This is a genomic window from Beduini massiliensis, from assembly GCF_000829905.1.
Lineage (GTDB): Bacteria > Bacillota_I > Bacilli_A > Erysipelotrichales > Coprobacillaceae > Beduini > Beduini massiliensis.
Genome location: NZ_CDPP01000006.1, coordinates 401,940 through 423,200, shown reverse-complemented (window position 1 = coordinate 423,200; position 21,261 = coordinate 401,940). Strand labels below are relative to the sequence as shown.

The window sequence follows — 21,261 nt, the reverse complement described above, 5'->3', positions numbered from 1 at the left end:
AATGTATACAATTTGAATTATTTTATGCAATGTTTTATAGCGTATTTATGATTGCAGCACTATTCAGATACATGCTGTTAGTTTGCGAAAATAACAAATATCATAAATATTATCATTAATATCAGATTTATATAAATGTTAATTATTATGTGAAATAAATAACATAGTAATTAAATTAGTATTGGTCAAAATGAGATAAGTTTATGAAAATGGCGAATATTGTATAAAAACGGCGTTTTTTGTAGAATTTTCACTTTCAAAACTTTGTAAATATTTTGATATTAATCCTCTGATTATGTGAGATTTTGTACAATTAATTTCAAATTTGTACCTTAAATTCAAAAGTACAGCAGATATTTTCGCTATAAATATTTAAGTTTATAAAAAGGAGCATGGATTGATTTTTGTAATATAAATCAACTTTTTTCAGTTTCAAATATAGGATTAGGAATAGGAAGGATGAAAGGTTTATGGGGACTAAAAAGCGAATAGGTAAGTTACTAAAAATGTTTATGCAGTTTGTATTGGTTTTTTCAATGTTGTTTTCAGCGATGGAATGGAACGGGTTTAGTGTTTACGCTGAAAATCAGGAGAGAGCGAATGCAGCCTGCGATACCATTGGACGTCCGGGGGTAAAGGTATCCTTGAAAAAAGTATCCGGTGGGGTTGAAACCAGCCAGATCATGACATCATTGATTGGTAAAAAAGAAGAACTGATTGTAGATGTGGTCATGGATGCGGAATTTGATAAAGGAGAAGCATTAGGACTGAGTCTTCAGATGAATCTACCGTATTTATATTATGGAGAATCAAAGGAAATTCTGTATACTACCAATATTGAAGATGTTCCATATGATCAACGTGGGGATCAGCTTATGGGAATACAGGCTCGTGTTGTAGATGGGCAGGATTTCGATGTTTCAGATACAACCAAACTATATAAAGGATCTATGCAGATTACCAGTGCTGCCAGTGTAAAAGCCAGTGCTCCACAAACTGTACGTGTGGCATTAAGCTTCTATGGTCCGGTGCCGGAAAATGCGGCTGTTTCCATTGAAGTTGGAGGCGGATATAAAAAATATGTGACAGAAGATTCAGTCAGTTGTGAAATTAACTATGTTATAGGTCCCGGTAAAAGTGAAAACAGTACGTATACATTAATTAATTCTAACCTGACTTGGGAATCCGTTACAGAGCAAGTTGGCGAACCGGTGATGTGGGATAAATATAACTACATGACCTATAAAGTAACCATGAAAAATACTTCAGTTGATGAAGATAGTTATTTTGATTCATTTGACTTAAACTTTACAGTCCCATCTTTTAGTGAAAAGAGTTATGGTGTTTTAGATCAGGATATCATGGCATGGATTTATAATGAAAATGGCGATCCGATAAAAAACAACGATCTTGAAATCACAGATAAAAGTTATGTTGGGGTACCTAGTCAAGGTGGGGTACTCGTGTATGATGTGACGGGTAAAACAGAAGAAGAACTAAAGAAATGGGATTTAGATACGTATTCGAATGTTAGTGATGAATCCTTGGTATATCATTATACCAATAACCGTATCATTAACATACCTGTGAAAAATAAACGTATAAATAAGGAAGAAGAACGTGTTTATTATGTGGCGATTCCTTTTGCCAATAACTTTCCTGAATCGCTGAATTACACATTTAATACAAAAACTTATCCAACCATTTATTTTGGTCAGGGACTTTCATGGTCAAAAACATTGAATGATACTAATCATTTCGTTGGTCCTAGACCGGAGATGAATCATGAAAAATATTTGTTAGATGATAATGGCAATAAAGTGGATCAACTCAATGTCGCTATCGGTGATACGGTCGATTATTATCTGTCAGGATTTAATAATACTGGGAATATTCCGGCATTTAATTCCGTAGTGGTAGATACCTTACCGGATAATTTCAATCTGCAGAAGTTAACGATCGAATTAGATTTTGATAGCAATAGACCGGATTATGTTCCTGCATTAACAGAATGGTTTAAAACCGATCATTTAATTGAATTTGAATTCCAAGATGCATCCGGGAATGCAAGCTATGTCGATTTAGGAAGTTTTGCTCCTGCCACAGATACAAGTACCTCTAAAGTCTGGACATTGGATATGGCGGGTAAAATACAAAGTTATCTCGATGCCCATCCAGGTTACGAATTTACCGGGCATATGCGATTCAATCTGGCAGAACGTATTTATAAGAATGCGGAATTTAACGGCAGAATCATTGTCAATGGAGTGGCTTCTGTTTTACAGGAGTATAAAAATACAATTGATATGAATTATGAGATGTGGATTTACACCACTGCAACAACAACTGCCGAAGAAGGATATATGGTAATCCCAAAAGAAGTACTTCAAGATGAAGCAACTGTCAAAACGCTTCCTGGGGTTCCTGTTATTTCAACGGATGGGTATCACTATAATTCAACTAATGATACGTATCTTTTTGGAGATCCTTTGGGAGTAGCGGTTAATGAAGCCAATTCAGGATTCCGTTATCGCTTAGGCAACAGCAGTATTTCATCTATTATTCCTGCTGTCTTTGAATCAGGAAACCTTTTAAAGAATGTGAATGGAAAATATTATGGGTTAATTGCCGATTCAATTCTATTTTCAAAAGAATTACTGGCAGTCAGCGAGATAGATTATGTAGTCATAACAGATACAACAGGAAAAACTGTAAAAATTTTGAGTAATAAACTGACTGTTGATGGAGAGGGGAAAATCGTTATTCCTTCATCTCAATGGTCAGGGTTGAAAAACGTAGATAAAGTACAGGTTAATTTTAAAAAGTTTAATGCGAATATCAATCTTTCTGATGATATTTATATGATGATCAATGGAAAACCGAATTTAGTGGGAGATCTAACGGTTACAGGATCATTTGAAACAAAGTATAATAATCCTTCTGCGGACAGTAAGGCAACCGATGATGGAACCTTGAGAATAGAAGCGATTAATCCGCAGCTGACAGGAAAAAGTCATGATGCAAGCGGAAATTACTCCTCTATCAATACGCATACGACAGCTAACCCTGCACGTTTAGGTGTTCCGAATAAAGAAGCGAATACAGGCTATATTTTTGAAGTAAGCAATGCATCTAACTCTCCGGCTGGAGAAACAAATCTATCTATCGATTTATCGTCAAGTGTTGGAGACAAAAATATTTGTACGACTTCATTCTTTGACAGTATTTTCAGGGGGGGCGGAGCATGTCCTCAGAATGTAAAAGGGTTTGATGTTTCCGATCTTTATTTATCAAGCAACCATGATCAAATCGGCGCTATTGAACGAATTGAATTCTATGACTGGAACCAAAACCCGACAAAAGATACTCCGGCTGTATCCATTAACCTTGCCGATATTACGGTTTTAGCGGATGGACGCTTATTCATTGGGCAAGATCAATTAGCTTCAATGGAAAGAATTATAGAAATAAAAGTGATTTTCTCTGACTTTTATGGACAGACAAATAAAACAAATCCGGATAAATTAACGATTGAAGTGGATGGAACAACGGATTGGTTTGATAATTTAGACGCTGTATTAACGTTTGAACCGCAAAATCCAACGATGTCCGATCAAATCAAATCTGTCACTGCCGGATTAAGTGTCAAACGACCATCATTGATGGTGCATACCAATATTAAATATTATGAAAATACATTGGAAACTACCCATAGCAATACTTCCAATAGTGATGGAAATTTAACACGTTTGGGAATTCCGTATGATCGTAATTTTAGATATCGTGTTTCTATTGAGAATACGGAAATATCGGTGATTGACGATGCAGATTTAATTATGACTTTACCTGTCAATGATAAAGGTGGAGACGAAGCGCATACTGGATTCCATACAACACAAGTATTAGTAAATAAAGAATTCTTTGATCAGTACAATAAAGTGAATTCGATTACTTTATTTGATCGAGACAGCATGAATAATGGCATTGAATTTATTTATGATGAAGCAACGACCACATTTATCGCAGCGAATGGTCAAACATTATCTTTTAATGCTGATGGAGATTTAAACATCAGTCAAGATGATTTGACTAATAATGGCATTGCTTATCTTGGAAAAGTCATCATCAATGGAAAAAACGTTAAATTAAAAGATATCGATACGGCAGATGCTTGGATAGATTTTTATGGCTATTCTGATTCAAATTTTGGAACAGAAAATACGATTACGGCAGTGACGGAAAATTATTTGGACGGTATTCGTCATGATAATTATAAAATGAGTGAAAATGACAGCTCTACTTCAACAGTAAGTAAGATGTACTTTGATACGATCTTAACTGCCGGATTTAAAGATACCGAACAATCACAAAACGGGGATCGTTTTGATCAAACTTCTACACAAGTGGAAGATGTACGTTTTGGTTATCGTGATACAAGCGGAGGATATAGCGGCTATTCTAATGATGGCAATAGTTTTAAAGATGACAGTGAATTAGATATCGGGTATAAGGCGATGGGTTCTTATATGCTGGACTTCAGACAATACTTGAATGTCGGATACAATTATCCGATTGACTCAAATCCGCTTTCTGGGTATTTAGGGTATGTTGGGCAAGAACATCAAGGTATGAATTATATTTATACCCAATCCTTTAATACTGCGGCAAATCTTGAAATGACAATGAATTTGCCAGCTGATAAGTTTGATACCTATTATGTGAAAGTGCATCCACGTGCGATTGACTACTTACAAAGTATTACGGTTACTAGAAGTGATGGAACGACAGTCACATTAGAAAGAAAAGATTGGATCAGTGAGGTTGGAAACGGCATTGAAACTGATCCGGATGGAAATCATTACTTCCGTATCAATTTAGTCAATGACAATACGAACTTATACGATACAGTAACAACCGGAAGTGCAAATACAGACTATTATAAGTCACCGATCGATTATGAAGCAGTGAATCCGGTTACCAGTGTGGTCTTTAATTTAAATATCAACCAGACTGAATCAAGTGATGGCGTGAATGCAAATAATCCAGATTTTGGAAGTTGGTATGATCCAAATGATCAGAAAACAAAATACATGTTTGAAGTCACCGGACGCTTTTATGAAACCGGAAAAGCAGAAGCAACCGCAGCGACACAGTTAACAGTCGGTGGCGATCGCAGTAAAGTAAGAGTAGATTCAGCAAGTAAAAATGATCGTTCTAGTTGGTCATACAGCAATACGTATCAATATAAGACCGGGTATTGGTGGAATGAACGTACAAGCCGTGAATATGATGCCCGTCATTTAAAATCAACAGCATGGGTAAATGTCAGAAATGATAATAACCTTGTCTTAAAAGGGGTTCATGATAATCCCGCACTTGATAAGGATATAGATGTGGAGTACTCACGCAAAGATTATTTTGCAGTCAGTTTCTATCGTGAATCTGCGGCAGTTAATCATGATTACCAATCTGGCAATAAAGGATGGACATATCAAGATTTAGATGACTGGGTAAATAAAGTATCTTTTGCAGATGAGATTTACTTAGAAGATACATTGCCAAAAATAAGAAAAGATGAAACCAATGATTACTATGGTTTCTTAACAGAAGATATCTTGATCTCTGAAGAATTATATCAATATATCGATCGTATTGAACTAACAAAGCAAAATGTTGTAAAAGACAGCGGTTCAACAGCGGTTCCGGACAGTTCAAATGGGATGAAAGGATATAAAACAACTGTAGAACAAACGCCTTTTATCACCTTATCGCAAAGTGACTTAGGGGCAAAAGACGAAAACAACAATTATAAGATCCTCTTTAAGTATAAAGAAAAAGAGGCTGACGCTGTATCAAATGCAGCGAATGAAATTGTCTTTGAACAAGATGATTATTTATACAGTTATAAAATTGTGCTTAAAAATATACCGGGGAATGCGGATTATGCCAGAGAATTATTAGGAAATGATGGTTTGTTTGAAGCAGATTCACACGGTAATAGCAGTAAAGTGGATATTAAAGTAGGTGGCTATGTTTATTTGATTAAGGATATTAATCCTGTTAGTGATGCAACAAACACCATGACATCAACATTGAAAAATGATTATGCAGATACTTTATATCCTCAAAAAACAGATACAGCCTATTTAATGGGATTTAGATTGCCATTTAAAGCAGGATATAAAATTGAAGGACTGAACATTGCAGCTAGCGAAATGGATTATGAAAGTGCTGATGATCCTTCAAAGAATATTATAGCCAATATTACGCCGCACACGACAACATATGGAGTCAAAGTATGGAATCAAAACGATGGGTCAGATCCAGTCAAAGATAAGGCATCAAGAATTAAAACAGTAGAAATTACCAATAATTTAGATACTCGTTATAATTTAAAAGCCATCCATATTCCGGGAGAATTCATTGACGGAACATGGTTTAACGTCACCTCGGTTAAACTGAATTACACCGTAGGTTCGACAAATGCAAGCACTGTCTTTGATCATGATAACAGCAATGTCAATACAAAAGATATCGCACCTTATCTGGTCAAATCAGGAAATGACTACTATTTTGATGTAAATAAGTTTATTGCCGAAATTTCTTCTTCATTACCTACGTATACAGTGGATAATTCAGCAGAAAGCTATATCAAGGAACATATCAATAGTTTTGTTGTTACGATGTCAGCAGTCAATCCGGATGTGGAAAAAGAGGAAACATTACTGGCAGCAGCACAGTATTTAAGTGCAGATAAACAAGAAGGCTATGCCATCACTTATGATGGTGTTTGGGTGGATCGTACACAAGAGGACATTGACAAAAATGCATGGACAGCACAATCACGTCCAACATTTGGATTAACACCAAATCAATATCCGGCTTTAACCACAACTACGACGACTTCCGTTAAATTTACTGCAGCTGATTTTAATGCAGAAAATTACCAGGGAAATATCACCGGAACAATCGGTACAAAAAATGATAATATTCAAAACTTAGTTGGAAAAATGGAAGTCGCAATAAATAGAGGGACTAACATCAATTCAGTAACAAGTTTTGCTTATGACCGCAGTGAAAATCAAGACGGAACGATTGTACAACTGCCGGTAGATCAAAAGCATATTGTTCCTTACGATTATATTGATTACACACTTTCAATTAAAGCAAGCAATGATTCACCGATTCCTTTACAGCATGCTGATCTGCGTTTTACAGCACCGGACGGACAACGCATTGTCGGATGGAAGATAGAAAGTAACAAAACTGCTAAGATCAGCAGTGATGATATTACAGCATTTGTAAAAGGGTCTGGTACAGATATCCCGATGCAATCAGAACACTATTATTTACAAGATAGTTCAGGAATACCAACAAATTATAAAGAAATGAATATTTCCATTGGCGATCTTGCGAAAAGTGAAGCGGAAAATCAAATTCAAGCAGGAGAAGAAGTACAAATCATTGTCTATACTCAAATGAGTGATGAACAAAAAGACAGTGATGGAAATCCGGCTTTTGAAGGGAAAACCGTTACCGCTAAATATGAAGCAGTATGCCGTCCTAAACATACGTACAGTCAGTATTCCATCAGTGGAAACGGAAATAATACGGGTTATTACGGAGACAGCTATTATTCAAGTGACAGCGATGTTCTTTATTATCGTAAGAAAACAGATTTCTATAGAACGAATGGAACGCCTTATAAAGGCAGTGATTATACTTCTATTATTACCAGCGATATTACCTTTAAAGATTCAAATAACTTATGGTTTGATTATAGTTTTAATGATTTAACGACACAGTATGACGGTCAGCAAATGACTTTGAAAGTGTCAGGTAAAGATTCAATCAAAAACACACAAGTCGATGTTACCAATGATCTTCATCATGATGTTGCGGAAATGATCTATGAAGTATCATTCATGTCAAAACACACAACAAGTTCAGGTGCAGTTGAATATTATAAGGGATTTGATCTGACGAAAAAGCCAAAGTTTGAATACCCTGCCAATATGACGTCAACTCAACCAATCAAAGTTGAATACTTATTTGATGTCAATGGCGTTGACACTTGGGTGGAAGAAACGTTGGTGGATGAACCGACAACGACAAGGACCGCAGTTCTAAATACGACTTATCTGATTACAGAAGCAAAAAAGATTCGTTGGACCTATTATGATGTGCCTGCCTTTGGAACAGATGGGAAGGAAATTGTCTTTGCGACAATAGGAAATCCATTTGTGTTTGAGGGACTGGGACGTTACAATGATATCCGTGAAAATGATACGGTACCGATTAAAGATCGTTATACGATGGTGACCGAAGGAAAAGTGACGCCAATTCATCAGCATAAAGAAACATTAAATAACACAATAGACGGAATCACTAGTCCAATCACACTGGATAATACCGTTCACTATTACGGAGACGGTAAAGATGAAGTATCGATTGCACGTGAACGTCCGGTATTAACGTATCAGACGCAAATCTTTGAAACACAGGAAAAGGCTGCGGCTGACTATGATCCGACAGCTGAGCAAAAGAAAGGGTATCGTCCAAATGATACCATGTGGTATAAAGTTTCTGTCATCAACAATAAATTGAATGCAGCAGAAGCAGCCACAGGCAATCAAGGGGTATTGCTCGATCCGGTATTCTATGATAAAGTCCCTGAATATGTCAGTGCGGATACAAATAACTTACACGTACGTTGGCTGTCTGCGGATGGAAGCGTGAGAACGGATGCACCAAAAATTCAAGTTAAAGTATTAACCGATGTGAATGCTCCTGATTATGGCGGAGATATGGTAGTACCGAAATCTTCTGTTAAAGAAGGGGCAGGAGGCAACCTTACCGGCAAAAACTTTGATGATATTATTCCAAGCAAAGATAATTCAACCGAAATTAACTATACGGTTTATGAATTCTCTTTTGAAGGAAATGCTCGTTTAGAAGTGGGAGAAAGCATTGAAATTTGGTATGAAGCAACTGCCAGAGAAGATAATCTGCCAATGGTTTATGCAAATGACAATGGAAATGTCTATCCGGAATATTATCCGAAAATGGGAGAATATTATCAGAATTCATTTGATGCTTACTATTCAGGTTCTATTGCCGGATGGCCATTAGTTGCAACCGGTAGAGGGGGTTCTTCGGCTGATGGAAGAATTCGTGCCGTAGATAACAGCGGAATTATGATGGATATGAGTTATTTAATTCACGATGTCGGGATCTCCGGAACGATGAATCCGAATGTAGATCGCTGGGAATTCTTAGCGGATTCTACCACATATATTCCGGGGAATGCCAGCAATAATCCGGGAACAACACGTTCGGCATCGGTTTATGGAAACAATAATGTATTGATGGATTATGACAGTGCTTCAGGCAGTGTTTATCAAAAAGTGAAATATGTGCCATCAATAACCGGCAGTGATTTAAGTGTGATGCCAACAAGTACACAATATCAAGGAGCAGCAAATGCGAACCGAGATGTGTATAAGTATGTTGTTCAGCCAAGAACCAACCTGAATGAAACTCCATGGGACAATAAAGCTTCCCATACACCAATATTATGGTCGGAAGCGAGAACCCATTTACAAACGGCTTGGCTGGCAACCAGTTCACAGATTATTCCTAATCAGTCAGTGCCTAACGAATCAGGGGCTGCCTATGCAAATCATGCCTTAGAATATTTAGGTAATGGTTATACAAAATATTTTGGATGGAATAAAACAAATCCTAATTACTACTATTATGTTTCCGATAATTATGGACAGCATGCTCGTCATGAAGTATTCCCAGATGATTCTATTCCAACGATTGAATATGATGAATCTTACAATGCACGTCTCTCTGCTTATAACTATGGAGACTGGTCATTAGATGGTGTAGAATTCATCTATGTACTGCCTAGAGGAATTTCTCCGCAGATGGATGATTCAGGCAATATTGTCATCAGCGGAACAACGCTCACAAGTGGAAACTCTAGCAATGGCGGATATTCAGCGATTGATCCAGGGAAAATTAGTGTAGAGGTGATTCAGAATCCAACGACAATCAATAGCAGGTACTTATCGCCAAAGAAAGTACAAGATCCGTTACTTGTTCAAACGAAAATGAATACGACAACTGATGATTATGATGCAAATAATGAATATTATGATGAAGCTGATGCTCAATCTTGGGTATTAAAAATAACCGTTAATGAAGATCTTAAAAAGTGGTTCAACAGGGGCAGCGATAAAGGTTATATATTAAATGTCGATATCGGCTGTCATGTTGACAGCACTAATGAAAGTGAATATTGGTATGATAAAGTATTCGCTAAACCGATTGATACAGAAAACAGTCTATATTATCAAATCTATGATATTACATCATGGCAAGGAGCAACGAAAGACAAAATTTATAAGACCGGTTATGGTTCATTGAGCACACAATTTGCCGGTATGGATTATTTGTGGGATGGTTATGACAACGCTAACGCTGTTGATTTAGTCACTAACTACAACAATGGGTCACCAAACATGCCATATATCAATGGCTTCAATATTCAAAACAGTGAAGTAAGCATTGACACAGATGTGAATGGAGTCACTGTTTCAGGCAATCTGAAAGATTATTATGGATCCGGAAAGACAAGCACATATGCAGCGACAGGAACACGTGCCCATATGCGTAAGCCATTCATTCGTACTTGGACAACAATGGGAGACGACATTGATGGTAAAGATCCAAACGCTTATTATCTGCATCCGGAAGCAGGAACCGGAGTTTTAAATATCCATGTCGAAAATAAATACTATTGGAATGAGTTGTCTACTAATGGTAATGGTTCAATGACAAGTGGAGGTAAAGATGGGAATAGTGCGGTTCGTCATCTCCATAATTACTCAACGGATGGCGGTAATCAGGGAACACTGTTCTTCCCGGTAATTACCAATATTTTGCCAGAAGGTGTCGTACCTAAAGACGTTAACGGAGATCCGTTTACTAAAGATAATGCCGTGAATAATGGCATGACTTTAAAATGGGATATTTATGACGGACAAACTAAAAATGATCTTAACGCAACAGAAAAAGATTTGTATACTACAAAAGTAGAATATATCGAATTGGATAAAGAAGATGGAAGCGGTAAAGAAGGACGCTTCAAAGTGACGTTCTATCAAGATAAGGCAACGCAAGGCAATCATCCTGATGCGAAGATTGTTTCCGGTGACACACGCGTTTACAGTATTGATTTAGTCACCGTAAAAGAACCGGATAAAACCACGAAAGATGGTAAAGAAAACAGCGATTTATTAGCACAGTATCAGTCTAATCATACTTACGTGACAAGTCAGCTTCCGGGATTTAAGTTTGTTATAGACGATGACATTGCGAAAAATCCATACTATGTCGGAGCTCCTTGGTATCCTTATTACGCAGAAAAATATAACACTGGGGATAATCGAAAAGATGCGATTGTACAAACTGTGCACAGACCAGGTAGTGGGAATATTTACGATACCGGCGGAACACTTCCGAATATACCGGTAAGTATCCTAAATACAAAATATGAGGTTATTAGTGCAAATAATAATCGTTATAACGAAACAGATGAATTTAATCTTGAGGATTACACAGATATTCGCACTGGTGTAAAATTAAGTGATACTCAAAAAGACTTCGATTTAAGTGGAGCATTGACCCATGTTGATGTGCCTTCTGAAGGTGACTTAGCCGATCATGGTGTTCATACTTCGATGAGAATCAGAACGAAATATGCCCGTCTTGAAGTTGAAACACGCGTAGGAAATAAAGAAGACAGTGCCGATGCAATGCGAGATACCGAAGCTGTCAATGGAGTCGATCATTATCCGACCATTAATTTCGATGATCAAAATTACAACAAGACAGACCAAGACCATAAGCAATATGCCGATCATTTATGGTATAACACTAAAGTTTCAAATATCCCGGAAAATGATGCAGACTATATGCATAAAGGGGATATCAAGCACGCAAAAATCATTGTTTCCGTTAAGCTTCCTTCAATTGTAAGTTATCAGGAACAATACTACTTAGAGTATGAAGATACATTGGGGAACTTAGTTAAATTATCGAAAGATGATATTGAAAATCCTGATCCGGCTGTGAATCGTGGATGGCAGATCAACCTAATTAATACAGTGATTGATCCGGATACAAAAGAAGAGACACAAATCTTTGAAATTATTACACCGGGAGAAACAGATAACTACGATGAATATTTAGCAGGAAAGAATGTCGCTGGATTCTTTGGGACAGGAGATTCCTTTGAATTAAAGATTAAAACAGTGATTGACCATTTAGATACCCCTGACACAGTCTTAACGGGTGACAATTATTGGGATAATCAGTATTATGCTCAAAGCTATGTCACTTTCCATGAATTAGATGGGGCTTATTTAGGGATAGCTGGGTTAACGGAACAGTCAACGGATCTTGTTGAGTTTGTAAGAGAAGCCAAGGATCAAGCAAAAGATCCTGCTGATTCGGATAGTAAAGATATCGATTATGATTATGACGGTGATTTAGAAGAACGCTATGCATCCGATACTTCCGGACGCGTTACCATCCTTAAACCGACGGCAGATGTCCGTTTGGATACATCAGTGCGACGAAATCAGCTGAACAATCCCGATGCCGGTATTATCGTTGCCGAAGATCCGAGCATTAAAGGGGCAACTGTGATGACGGTATATATGGATGAAGTCGTCAATCGAGGGGGAGCAGTTCCGGAATTTGTAGTAGATTATCGTGTTCCTTATCGTGGTACCAATTCAGGAACCATTTATGAGGCACCAATGTCTGCCCCTGAACTCAACTCATCTATCCGAAAAATTAGAACCGGAGTATGGGAGCTGCCTAGTCAGGCGGACTATACAGGACCATCAAGTATTGCCGAACTGCAAAATAAACTAAGAGTGCATATCTATGCATTAGTCGTCAGTGATCCAGGTACTTTCCCTTATACTATTCCGGGAACACCGGGGGAATATACCGGCGGACAATGGAAAGACTTGGGAAGCTATGGATTAACCGATAATCAAGTCATAGACGTTGAAAACTTATCTTATAGTGGCGGTATTGTGCAAATTCGTTATGTGATTAAAGCAGATGATTCAACCGACGCTAAAGCCACACAAAAATATCCGGTACCGCAAGGATTTAGATTAGATATTGATGCTGATCCGACAACACCGAATACGAAAGAAGAAATGGACGACATTGATCCAAATCGTGATAATGTCAAAGAATTACCGGACAGTGTTAAAGACAATGCAGCTTATGTACAATTAACCACAGCTCATAAAACAAGTTCATCAGTGAAGCTGCATGCGAACAATTTTGCGACCGCGTGGGCTAGATATGATGATGCTCAATACAGTGCTTTATCAAGTGCCGCACGTGCAGGGTATTTTGTAAATACAGAACTGCCGGCGATTCAAGTCGACCTCGTTCCTTATTATTTCCATCGTTATAAAAAAGAAGATGAAACCTATGGATTTGAGTGGTCGGATACAGATATGGTCATTAAGCAAGGATTTAGTACGATGCTTAAATATAAGATAACGATTAAAAACTTGACTGATGCTGAAATCGCAATGACTGAATTTGCCGGAGAGGAACAAGATAATGCGACTAAACCGGAAATATCTGCAATTCTGCCATATATGGAAGATATCATGGATACTAAGTATAACTATGTAGATGCGCATTCGGGAGATTATGCTGATGCATTTGTAAATACTTCTTATACTTCTGATGTCCGCATTGAAAGAGATCAGGCACAGTGGACCTATTATGTTGAGGATAAAAATGGCTCTATTAAACAAAATTCTCGAATTAACGGTGTCGATTTTAAATCTTATAAGAAGAGTGCCGATTTATCCGGAACAGACAGAAAGATATTGACTTGGTCATTTAATGGGTATTTGGAACCCGGAGAAACAATCGCTGTAGAATTTATGGTACCAATCGGAACAAAAGATTTTGGTATGATTTCTTCAGACCTGCTGAACTGTAGTGGGTATGGCTTCTTGCAAGGAAGTTTTAAAGGGTATATTCCACCATCAGAGAATACAAATGAGACATATAGTATTGAAATCGATTCTCGTGATATTAACGATAATGGTAAAACAATCAGTGAAGCAACTTTGGTAAAACGAGTTGGCGGTATCTCATTTGAATCAAAACAATCCTTAAACCGACTTAAATTTTCATATTCAGAATATGATACAAGCGGTTTGGAAACAACGCGCCCTTCGTTAGTACCGGAAGGAACGGACTACAATTTTAGATCGGTTATTCTAAATCCGGATAACTATGGAGAACCGGGATATAAACAGGCGCTTATTTATGATGTCTTGCCATATGCTAATGACAAAAACATTGTCAATCCGCTCGACCGCAATGATCCGGATTCACCTGCCGCGAATCGTGAGTCAACATGGGCAGGATGGGTAATTCCTGAAACCATAAAAGTGTTAAAAACAACAACACCGGCAACAGGTGGTACCGTTACAACGGAGTTAGCAGAGAATACAGATTATGAAGCATGGATTGGACCATTTGAAAAGAAAGCAAATGGAGAGATTGTCACAAAAGATATCAGTCAATTACCGGCATTTAAAGATACACAAAACACAGAATTTTATTCTAAGCTTTATGCAGATGAAAATTTACGCAGACAATACTTTGTAAAATTATCAGAACTAAAAGCATTAGAAACAACAAATAATGAAACATACAAATTGTTGTCAAAGAACATTCAAGCAATATGGGTACAAATCAATGATCGAAATGATTTAGGTTTGGACGGAAGCATGAAGTTTGAATTAAATTACAGTTTACATTCTCCATTAAATCTTCCACAATACAACGGCGCTGTCACAAGCGATATGGGGGATGACGCAATACGTCAAAATGTAGCTGCTTATACTGGATGGAATACCTTTGCTGTTCAGGCTAAAGCTTCCAGCAACGATAATCCAATCTCGGTTGTAGAATCTCCACGTGCAGGTGTCTATTTGAATGCACCGGTAGAAAAAGGCTACATCGGAAGCTATGTCTGGTATGATGCTAACTACAATGCGGCTATTGATGAAGGCGAATATGAACGTCGTGATGATGGACGTCTGATCTTCAAGAATAAAACAAAAGATTTGGATTATGACGGTATCTATGATGATCCGGGAATCAATGGCGTGCTAGTCGAACTTCTTTCAGAAAACGGTTATCCGGTAAATAAACTGGGTGAAGCTGTGGTAGAAGAAGAAGGAACAGGTAAATTCATTCTGATTGATGAAGCTACCGGGTTGAAAAAGAAAGACGTTAACGGAACTTATCTTTATACGATTAACGGACCTGCAACGTATACAACCGAAGCAGATGCTTATGGCAATAACGGATATTTCATTATCTCGAATGTAACACCGGGCAACTATAAGCTAAGATATACATTCCCTGAAAAAACATACAACACTCACGCTTTAACCACTCTTGAAATAGGGGATACAAAAGCGAAGATGGATGTTTATCGTGATGGGGATACCCTGCCGGATTTAGGAAACCCGGGAACCGGGGATGTAGAAAGTGATGCACAAACAGTCACCAATAAATTAGTGGTACAAACAGCAGACAGTATTAAGATAGAAGCTATCGGCAGTGATCCAAGCCAATATGCAGCCTATGATGAAAAAATGACATCATATAATGTCGGTGTTTCAAGAGCATATGTATATGGAGGAACAGCATGGGTGGATGAAACTCCTGATCTATCCGATACAAGCAATGTGATAAGTAATGGAGTAATCGACCCATCGGAAAAGCGTTTGGAAAATGTGGATGTAACCTTCTATGAAATTACAGATGCCGGATTAGTACAAGCAATTGATGCAGATGGAAACCCAGCTGTTACTAAGACCGACGCAGATGGCCGCTTTGAAATGAGTTTGTATCCGGACCGAAGCTATATTGCCAGAGTAGATACAAGCAATACCGATGGTGTTTATAAACCATCTCCGATTACATGGAATACTGATCCAAAAGTACGAAATGATGATAATGATTTGATTCTTTCAGATGATAAATTATATAATCAAACCTTCACTTTACACGCCGGTGTCGAATTTGATACAAATGGAAAACCGATTATCGATACGAATGGAAATTTCTATGGTAAGTTCGATTATATTGGGTTAGGTTTTGTAGAAGCCGGACGTGGATATCTAGGTAAATATGTCTGGGATGATAAAAACTACGATGGTATTCGTGGTGACTATTTAGATAATGCTGGTAACCTTATCAGTGAACCGGGAATTGAAAATGTGAAGTTTATTTTAGAAAGATACTATTATGATGATGTGGATGATACATGGAAACCAACCCCTGATGTGCCAACGTCTGAGCAAATAACCAATACAGGCGGGTCATATACATTCCAAAATGTTAAAACAACGTACACCCTAGGTGATAAAGTATATTTGGCAGGATATAAGATCAAAGTAGATCCAACTACCTTGCCAGCAGATTACGCTGTTACTAAATATCAGATGAACAATGGTAAAAATGACAGTGATTTGCCAATACTCTCAGCAGATGGATATCTAACTTCGGTGGCAGATCATGATGCTTCAGGTATGATTATTATTGCTGAAAAGGCAGATGAACATACTCAAGCTGCCTATATCAAAACTTACAACGGAGTAGATTACAACACAGCCGATGGAAGAATGATTCTTGATCTGGATATTGGATTAACGACAAAAGACAAAGCATCATTTACCGGTATCGTTTGGGATGATAAGAATTATGATGGTATCCAAAATCAGTATCAGAGCGATAGTGGTCTTGTTGATGAACCGGGAATTGCCGATGTTGAACTGGAAATCAGACAATATTATTACAAAGATTCTCAGTGGATCAAAAATGAAACGTATGTATCACCGACAATTAAAACGGATGCTAGCGGAGTATATACGGCAGATCAGTTAGATTCTTATATTACTGTTGACGGACAAAATTATATTACCGGATACAAAATATCAATAAAGGATATTGACAGTCAATACGCTGTTACAAAATATAAGGCAACCCATGATACAACCTTGGATAGTAACTTAATTGATGAAAATCTCAATTTAACAGAAGATAATGAATATTTGATTGTCGCTAAGAAGATTACAAATACGAATTATGAACCAAGCTATATTATTAGTAATAATCTAGGAAACTTTGATATTCATAAAGTAGAGAATATCGAACATTATGATGCCGGATTAGTTGCTTATGAAAAAGCAATTCTTTCTGGAAAAATTTGGGAAGATAAAAATTATGATGGTATTATGAACCAGTATAAAGATATCGACGATTCATTCGTTGATGAACCTGGTATCCAAAATGTCACTCTACATTTAGAACAATATTATTTAGATGAACATCAAGAATGGAAGCAGGTTCCAGTCAGTATATGGGATTCAGTAGATCATTTGGCAGTAACCGATGGTGATGGTCGTTATCAGTTCACCGATACCGATACACATGTTGTCATCAATGGTCAGCGTTATTTAGCAGGCTATAAAGTATCAGTGGATAAAGACAGTATACCGGACAAAGAAAACTATGGTATCACACTTTATCGTGTCAAGGTAAATGATGGTGAACGAAACAATGATTTATCATCACAATACAAGATGCAAAAAGATGATGAATATATAATCGCAGCCAATAAAGTAACTACTGGGGTTAAAGAAAACACACCATATATCATAGAGTTAAACGGAAATCGCTATGATCTTGTTACAGCGCTTGATAGTAATGAGCATGACGGTGGCTTAACCCTTTACCAAGAATCAACAATCTCAGGTAATGTTTTTGCGGATGAAGATTATGATGGTTTATATGATTCAGAAGAAGGATATGATGATATTAAAGCCGCATTGACTAATGGACAGAAATTAGAAGTCACATTAACCTCTTATTACCTCGACGAACATTCACAATGGCAGCCATTACTAAGCGGCGGAATACCGGTAGAACGTGTTGTAGAAGTAGATCAAAACGGACAATACATTTTTGATCAAGTTCCAACTCAAGTCTATGTAAATGAACAGCATCATTTAGCCGGATATAAATTAAAGATCAATTTGATTCCGGATGGATTTGGAGCAACAAAATATCTGAGAAATTCTGGACAAAAAGACAGTGCCTTATACAAAGACGGTCATGATTTGATGATTACTAAGACCAGTCCTAATGATGGCTACACAGGATCAGTTGCCGAAGAAGTCAACGGTTATATTGTGGCGGCTTATCACAATAAGGCAACGGATGTTGTCAACAATGCTTCTGTGATCAACGGATATGACTTAATTAAATCAAGAGAATTAAGTGACTATAACGTTGGATATACAGATAAAATGGGCGGAAATATTATTGGTACTATCTTTGATGATGAAAATTATGATGGTTTCTTCGATGAAACAAATGAAGAAGGAATCAATGGTATTGAAGTAAATATCGAACAATATTATTTAGATGATGATAATCATTGGGTACGTACAGATCCTACGACAGACTATGCATCAACATTGAGTACGACAATCAATAATCGTATGGGTATCTTTGAATTTAAAGATCTTCCGACGCATGTGACTTTGGCAGATGGCAGTGTACATTTAGCTTCTTATAAAGTCAGAATCGATTCTATACCAAATGATTATGGAATCACACATCTTAATATGCGTACAGGAGATAACGATTTGTATGATGAAATAAGAGACAGTGATTTAGTCTTTGAAACCGGATATCTCAACTTAAATGATGGCAGTGATCGAGATGATGAAAATATTATAGTGGCTTATCCATTGCAGGAAGACGATGTGCGTAACGAACAATATATCTATTCTTATAAAGGACAGGATTATGATATTCTTCAAAATCGTACGGTGAATGACTATGATGCCGGACTGGTAAAATATAAACTTGGAAGTATTCAAGGAGATGTTTGGCTGGATAACAGCGATGACTTGGAAACGAGCTACAATGGTATCAAAGATCCAAATGAGAAAGGCATTGCCGATCAAACCGTAATCTTATCCCAATATTTACTAAAGAATGGTAAATGGGAATTGATCAGTGCGGAATACTTGACAGATGTAACAGATGAAAACGGACATTATCAGTTTAACGATTTGCCTGTCTATGAAGAAATAGATAGTAAACGATATCTGTATGGATATCAGCTGAAACTGGAAACTCTATCGGAAGAGTATGCTGTTACTAAATATCGTCAAGGTGAAGATTCAACAAAAGACAGTGATTTAAATGTTGAAACTTCAAGCATGACAGGATCAAAAGAATATGTCATCTTAGCAAAGAACGTCACAGATGATACTTATATCAATAAACCATATACGATCAAAGTCGATCAGGGATTATTTGCGAAAGCTCAGTACTATGATATTTTAGTAGGACAAAACAACAAAGATTACAGTGCCGGATATACGGAATATCAGCGAGGAAGCATTGAAGGGATTGCCTTTATAGATGATGACTATGATGGAATTTTCAACAACAGCGATTCATTTAAAGAGGAAATCTTGGTTCAGTTAAAACGCTATTATTATAATAGTGATGAAAGAAAATGGATTGAAGATAATCGCAGTCCAAGAGTAATGGAACAAGATGATGAAGATAGTGATAACACTCAAAAACCAGAAAGCTTCTACCGTATGTATTTAACTAAAAAAGATGGACATTACATCTTTGATAACTTAGAGACATACAAAGAGATCGATGGAAAACGCTATGTTTATGGTTATGAACTGTGGATCGATGGTATCCCGCAAGGATATGCGGCGACTAAGTATCAGCAAAATAACGGTGTAGAAGACAGTGCTTTAAATGCTAATACTTTGCAGATTATCAAAAAAGATTCTAAATTACCGGAAATGAATAAAGGTTATATAACGATTGCTGAAAATGTCAAAGCGGAAAGCTATCAAAACCTTCATTATACAATTGGCGACTACGATATTATTTCCGCAAAACACTTAACGGATTATAACGTAGGACTGACAACGATCGATGAAGGAACAATTTCCGGAATGATTTGGGAAGATGATGATTACAATGGTATTCAGCATGAAAATGAACGAGGTCTTTCTGATATTGAAGTGACATTAGAAACCTATTATTATCAAAATAGTAAATGGCACTTGATGGAAAATAAAAACCTGACGGCAATCACAAGTGCAGATGGAAAATACGAATTCAATCATTTAGCAACATTTAGCTATGTCGATAATGAACAAGTTCTCTTAGGCTATAAAGTAAAAATAGAAGCCTTGCCTAAAGGATACAACGTTACCGATTATCAGGTGAACGATCAACATTTAGACAGTGACTTAGATGAAAGTAACGGATATTTGAATCATTCTGATGAATATATTGTGTTAGCTCAAAAAGCAGATGCTTCTATTGATCCAAGTTATGTGCTTAACGGTTATAACTTCGTTAAGGTAGACCATGAGCTGAATTTGGATGCCGGTTTAACACCATATAAGTCAGGGGATATTGAAGCGATCATATTTGAAGATGAAAACAACAATGGAATTTTCGATGAGGGAGAATCTGTCATTTCCGGACAGCAGGTTATGCTTGAGGTAATGGTAGAAAACAGTCAGTTACCAATGACGATTTCTTCTGATACAAGTGTTGGAGAAGACGGTATCTATCAGTTATATAACGATGCGGTAGCGACTTCCGATGAAGAAGGAAAAGTAAAATTCAAAGATATTCCAATGTTGGATAAAGAAACAAATGAATTGTATCGCTATCGTCTGCGTATGATTAAACCGGAACAAGCAAATTTTACTTATGTAAAAGCAAATGACATTCATAATAATGAAGCATTAAATGTTTACGGTAAACGTCATGGATCAGACAGTAATTCTTCAGAACATGATGGTATTACCCATAGTTTTGAATTAGTTGGCAATGCCAAGACATATGCGAACAGCAGTAATTATTATGGATTACAGTACAAGCCACAGGATATCTTAAAAGAAGGTAAACTGTATTTAGGATTATCTTACGTGGAACCAGTAAGCAATATTGACACTGGAGATCGACATTCACTTGTTAGAATCGCAGGCTTAATGCTAATATCAGGCTTAGTGATCGTCATGTTGAATAGAAAGAAAAAGGAAGAGGAGTAATATTACT

Annotated in this window: 1 protein-coding gene; it reads left to right on the top strand. The window is 37.0% G+C overall.

What is annotated here, in order from left to right; translation table 11 throughout:
• Positions 1-470: 470 nt before the first annotated feature.
• Positions 471-21,254, top strand: a complete 20,784-nt coding sequence (locus BN1225_RS12055; protein WP_041140058.1) for an SdrD B-like domain-containing protein — start codon at positions 471-473, stop codon at positions 21,252-21,254.
• Positions 21,255-21,261: the final 7 nt, after the last annotated feature.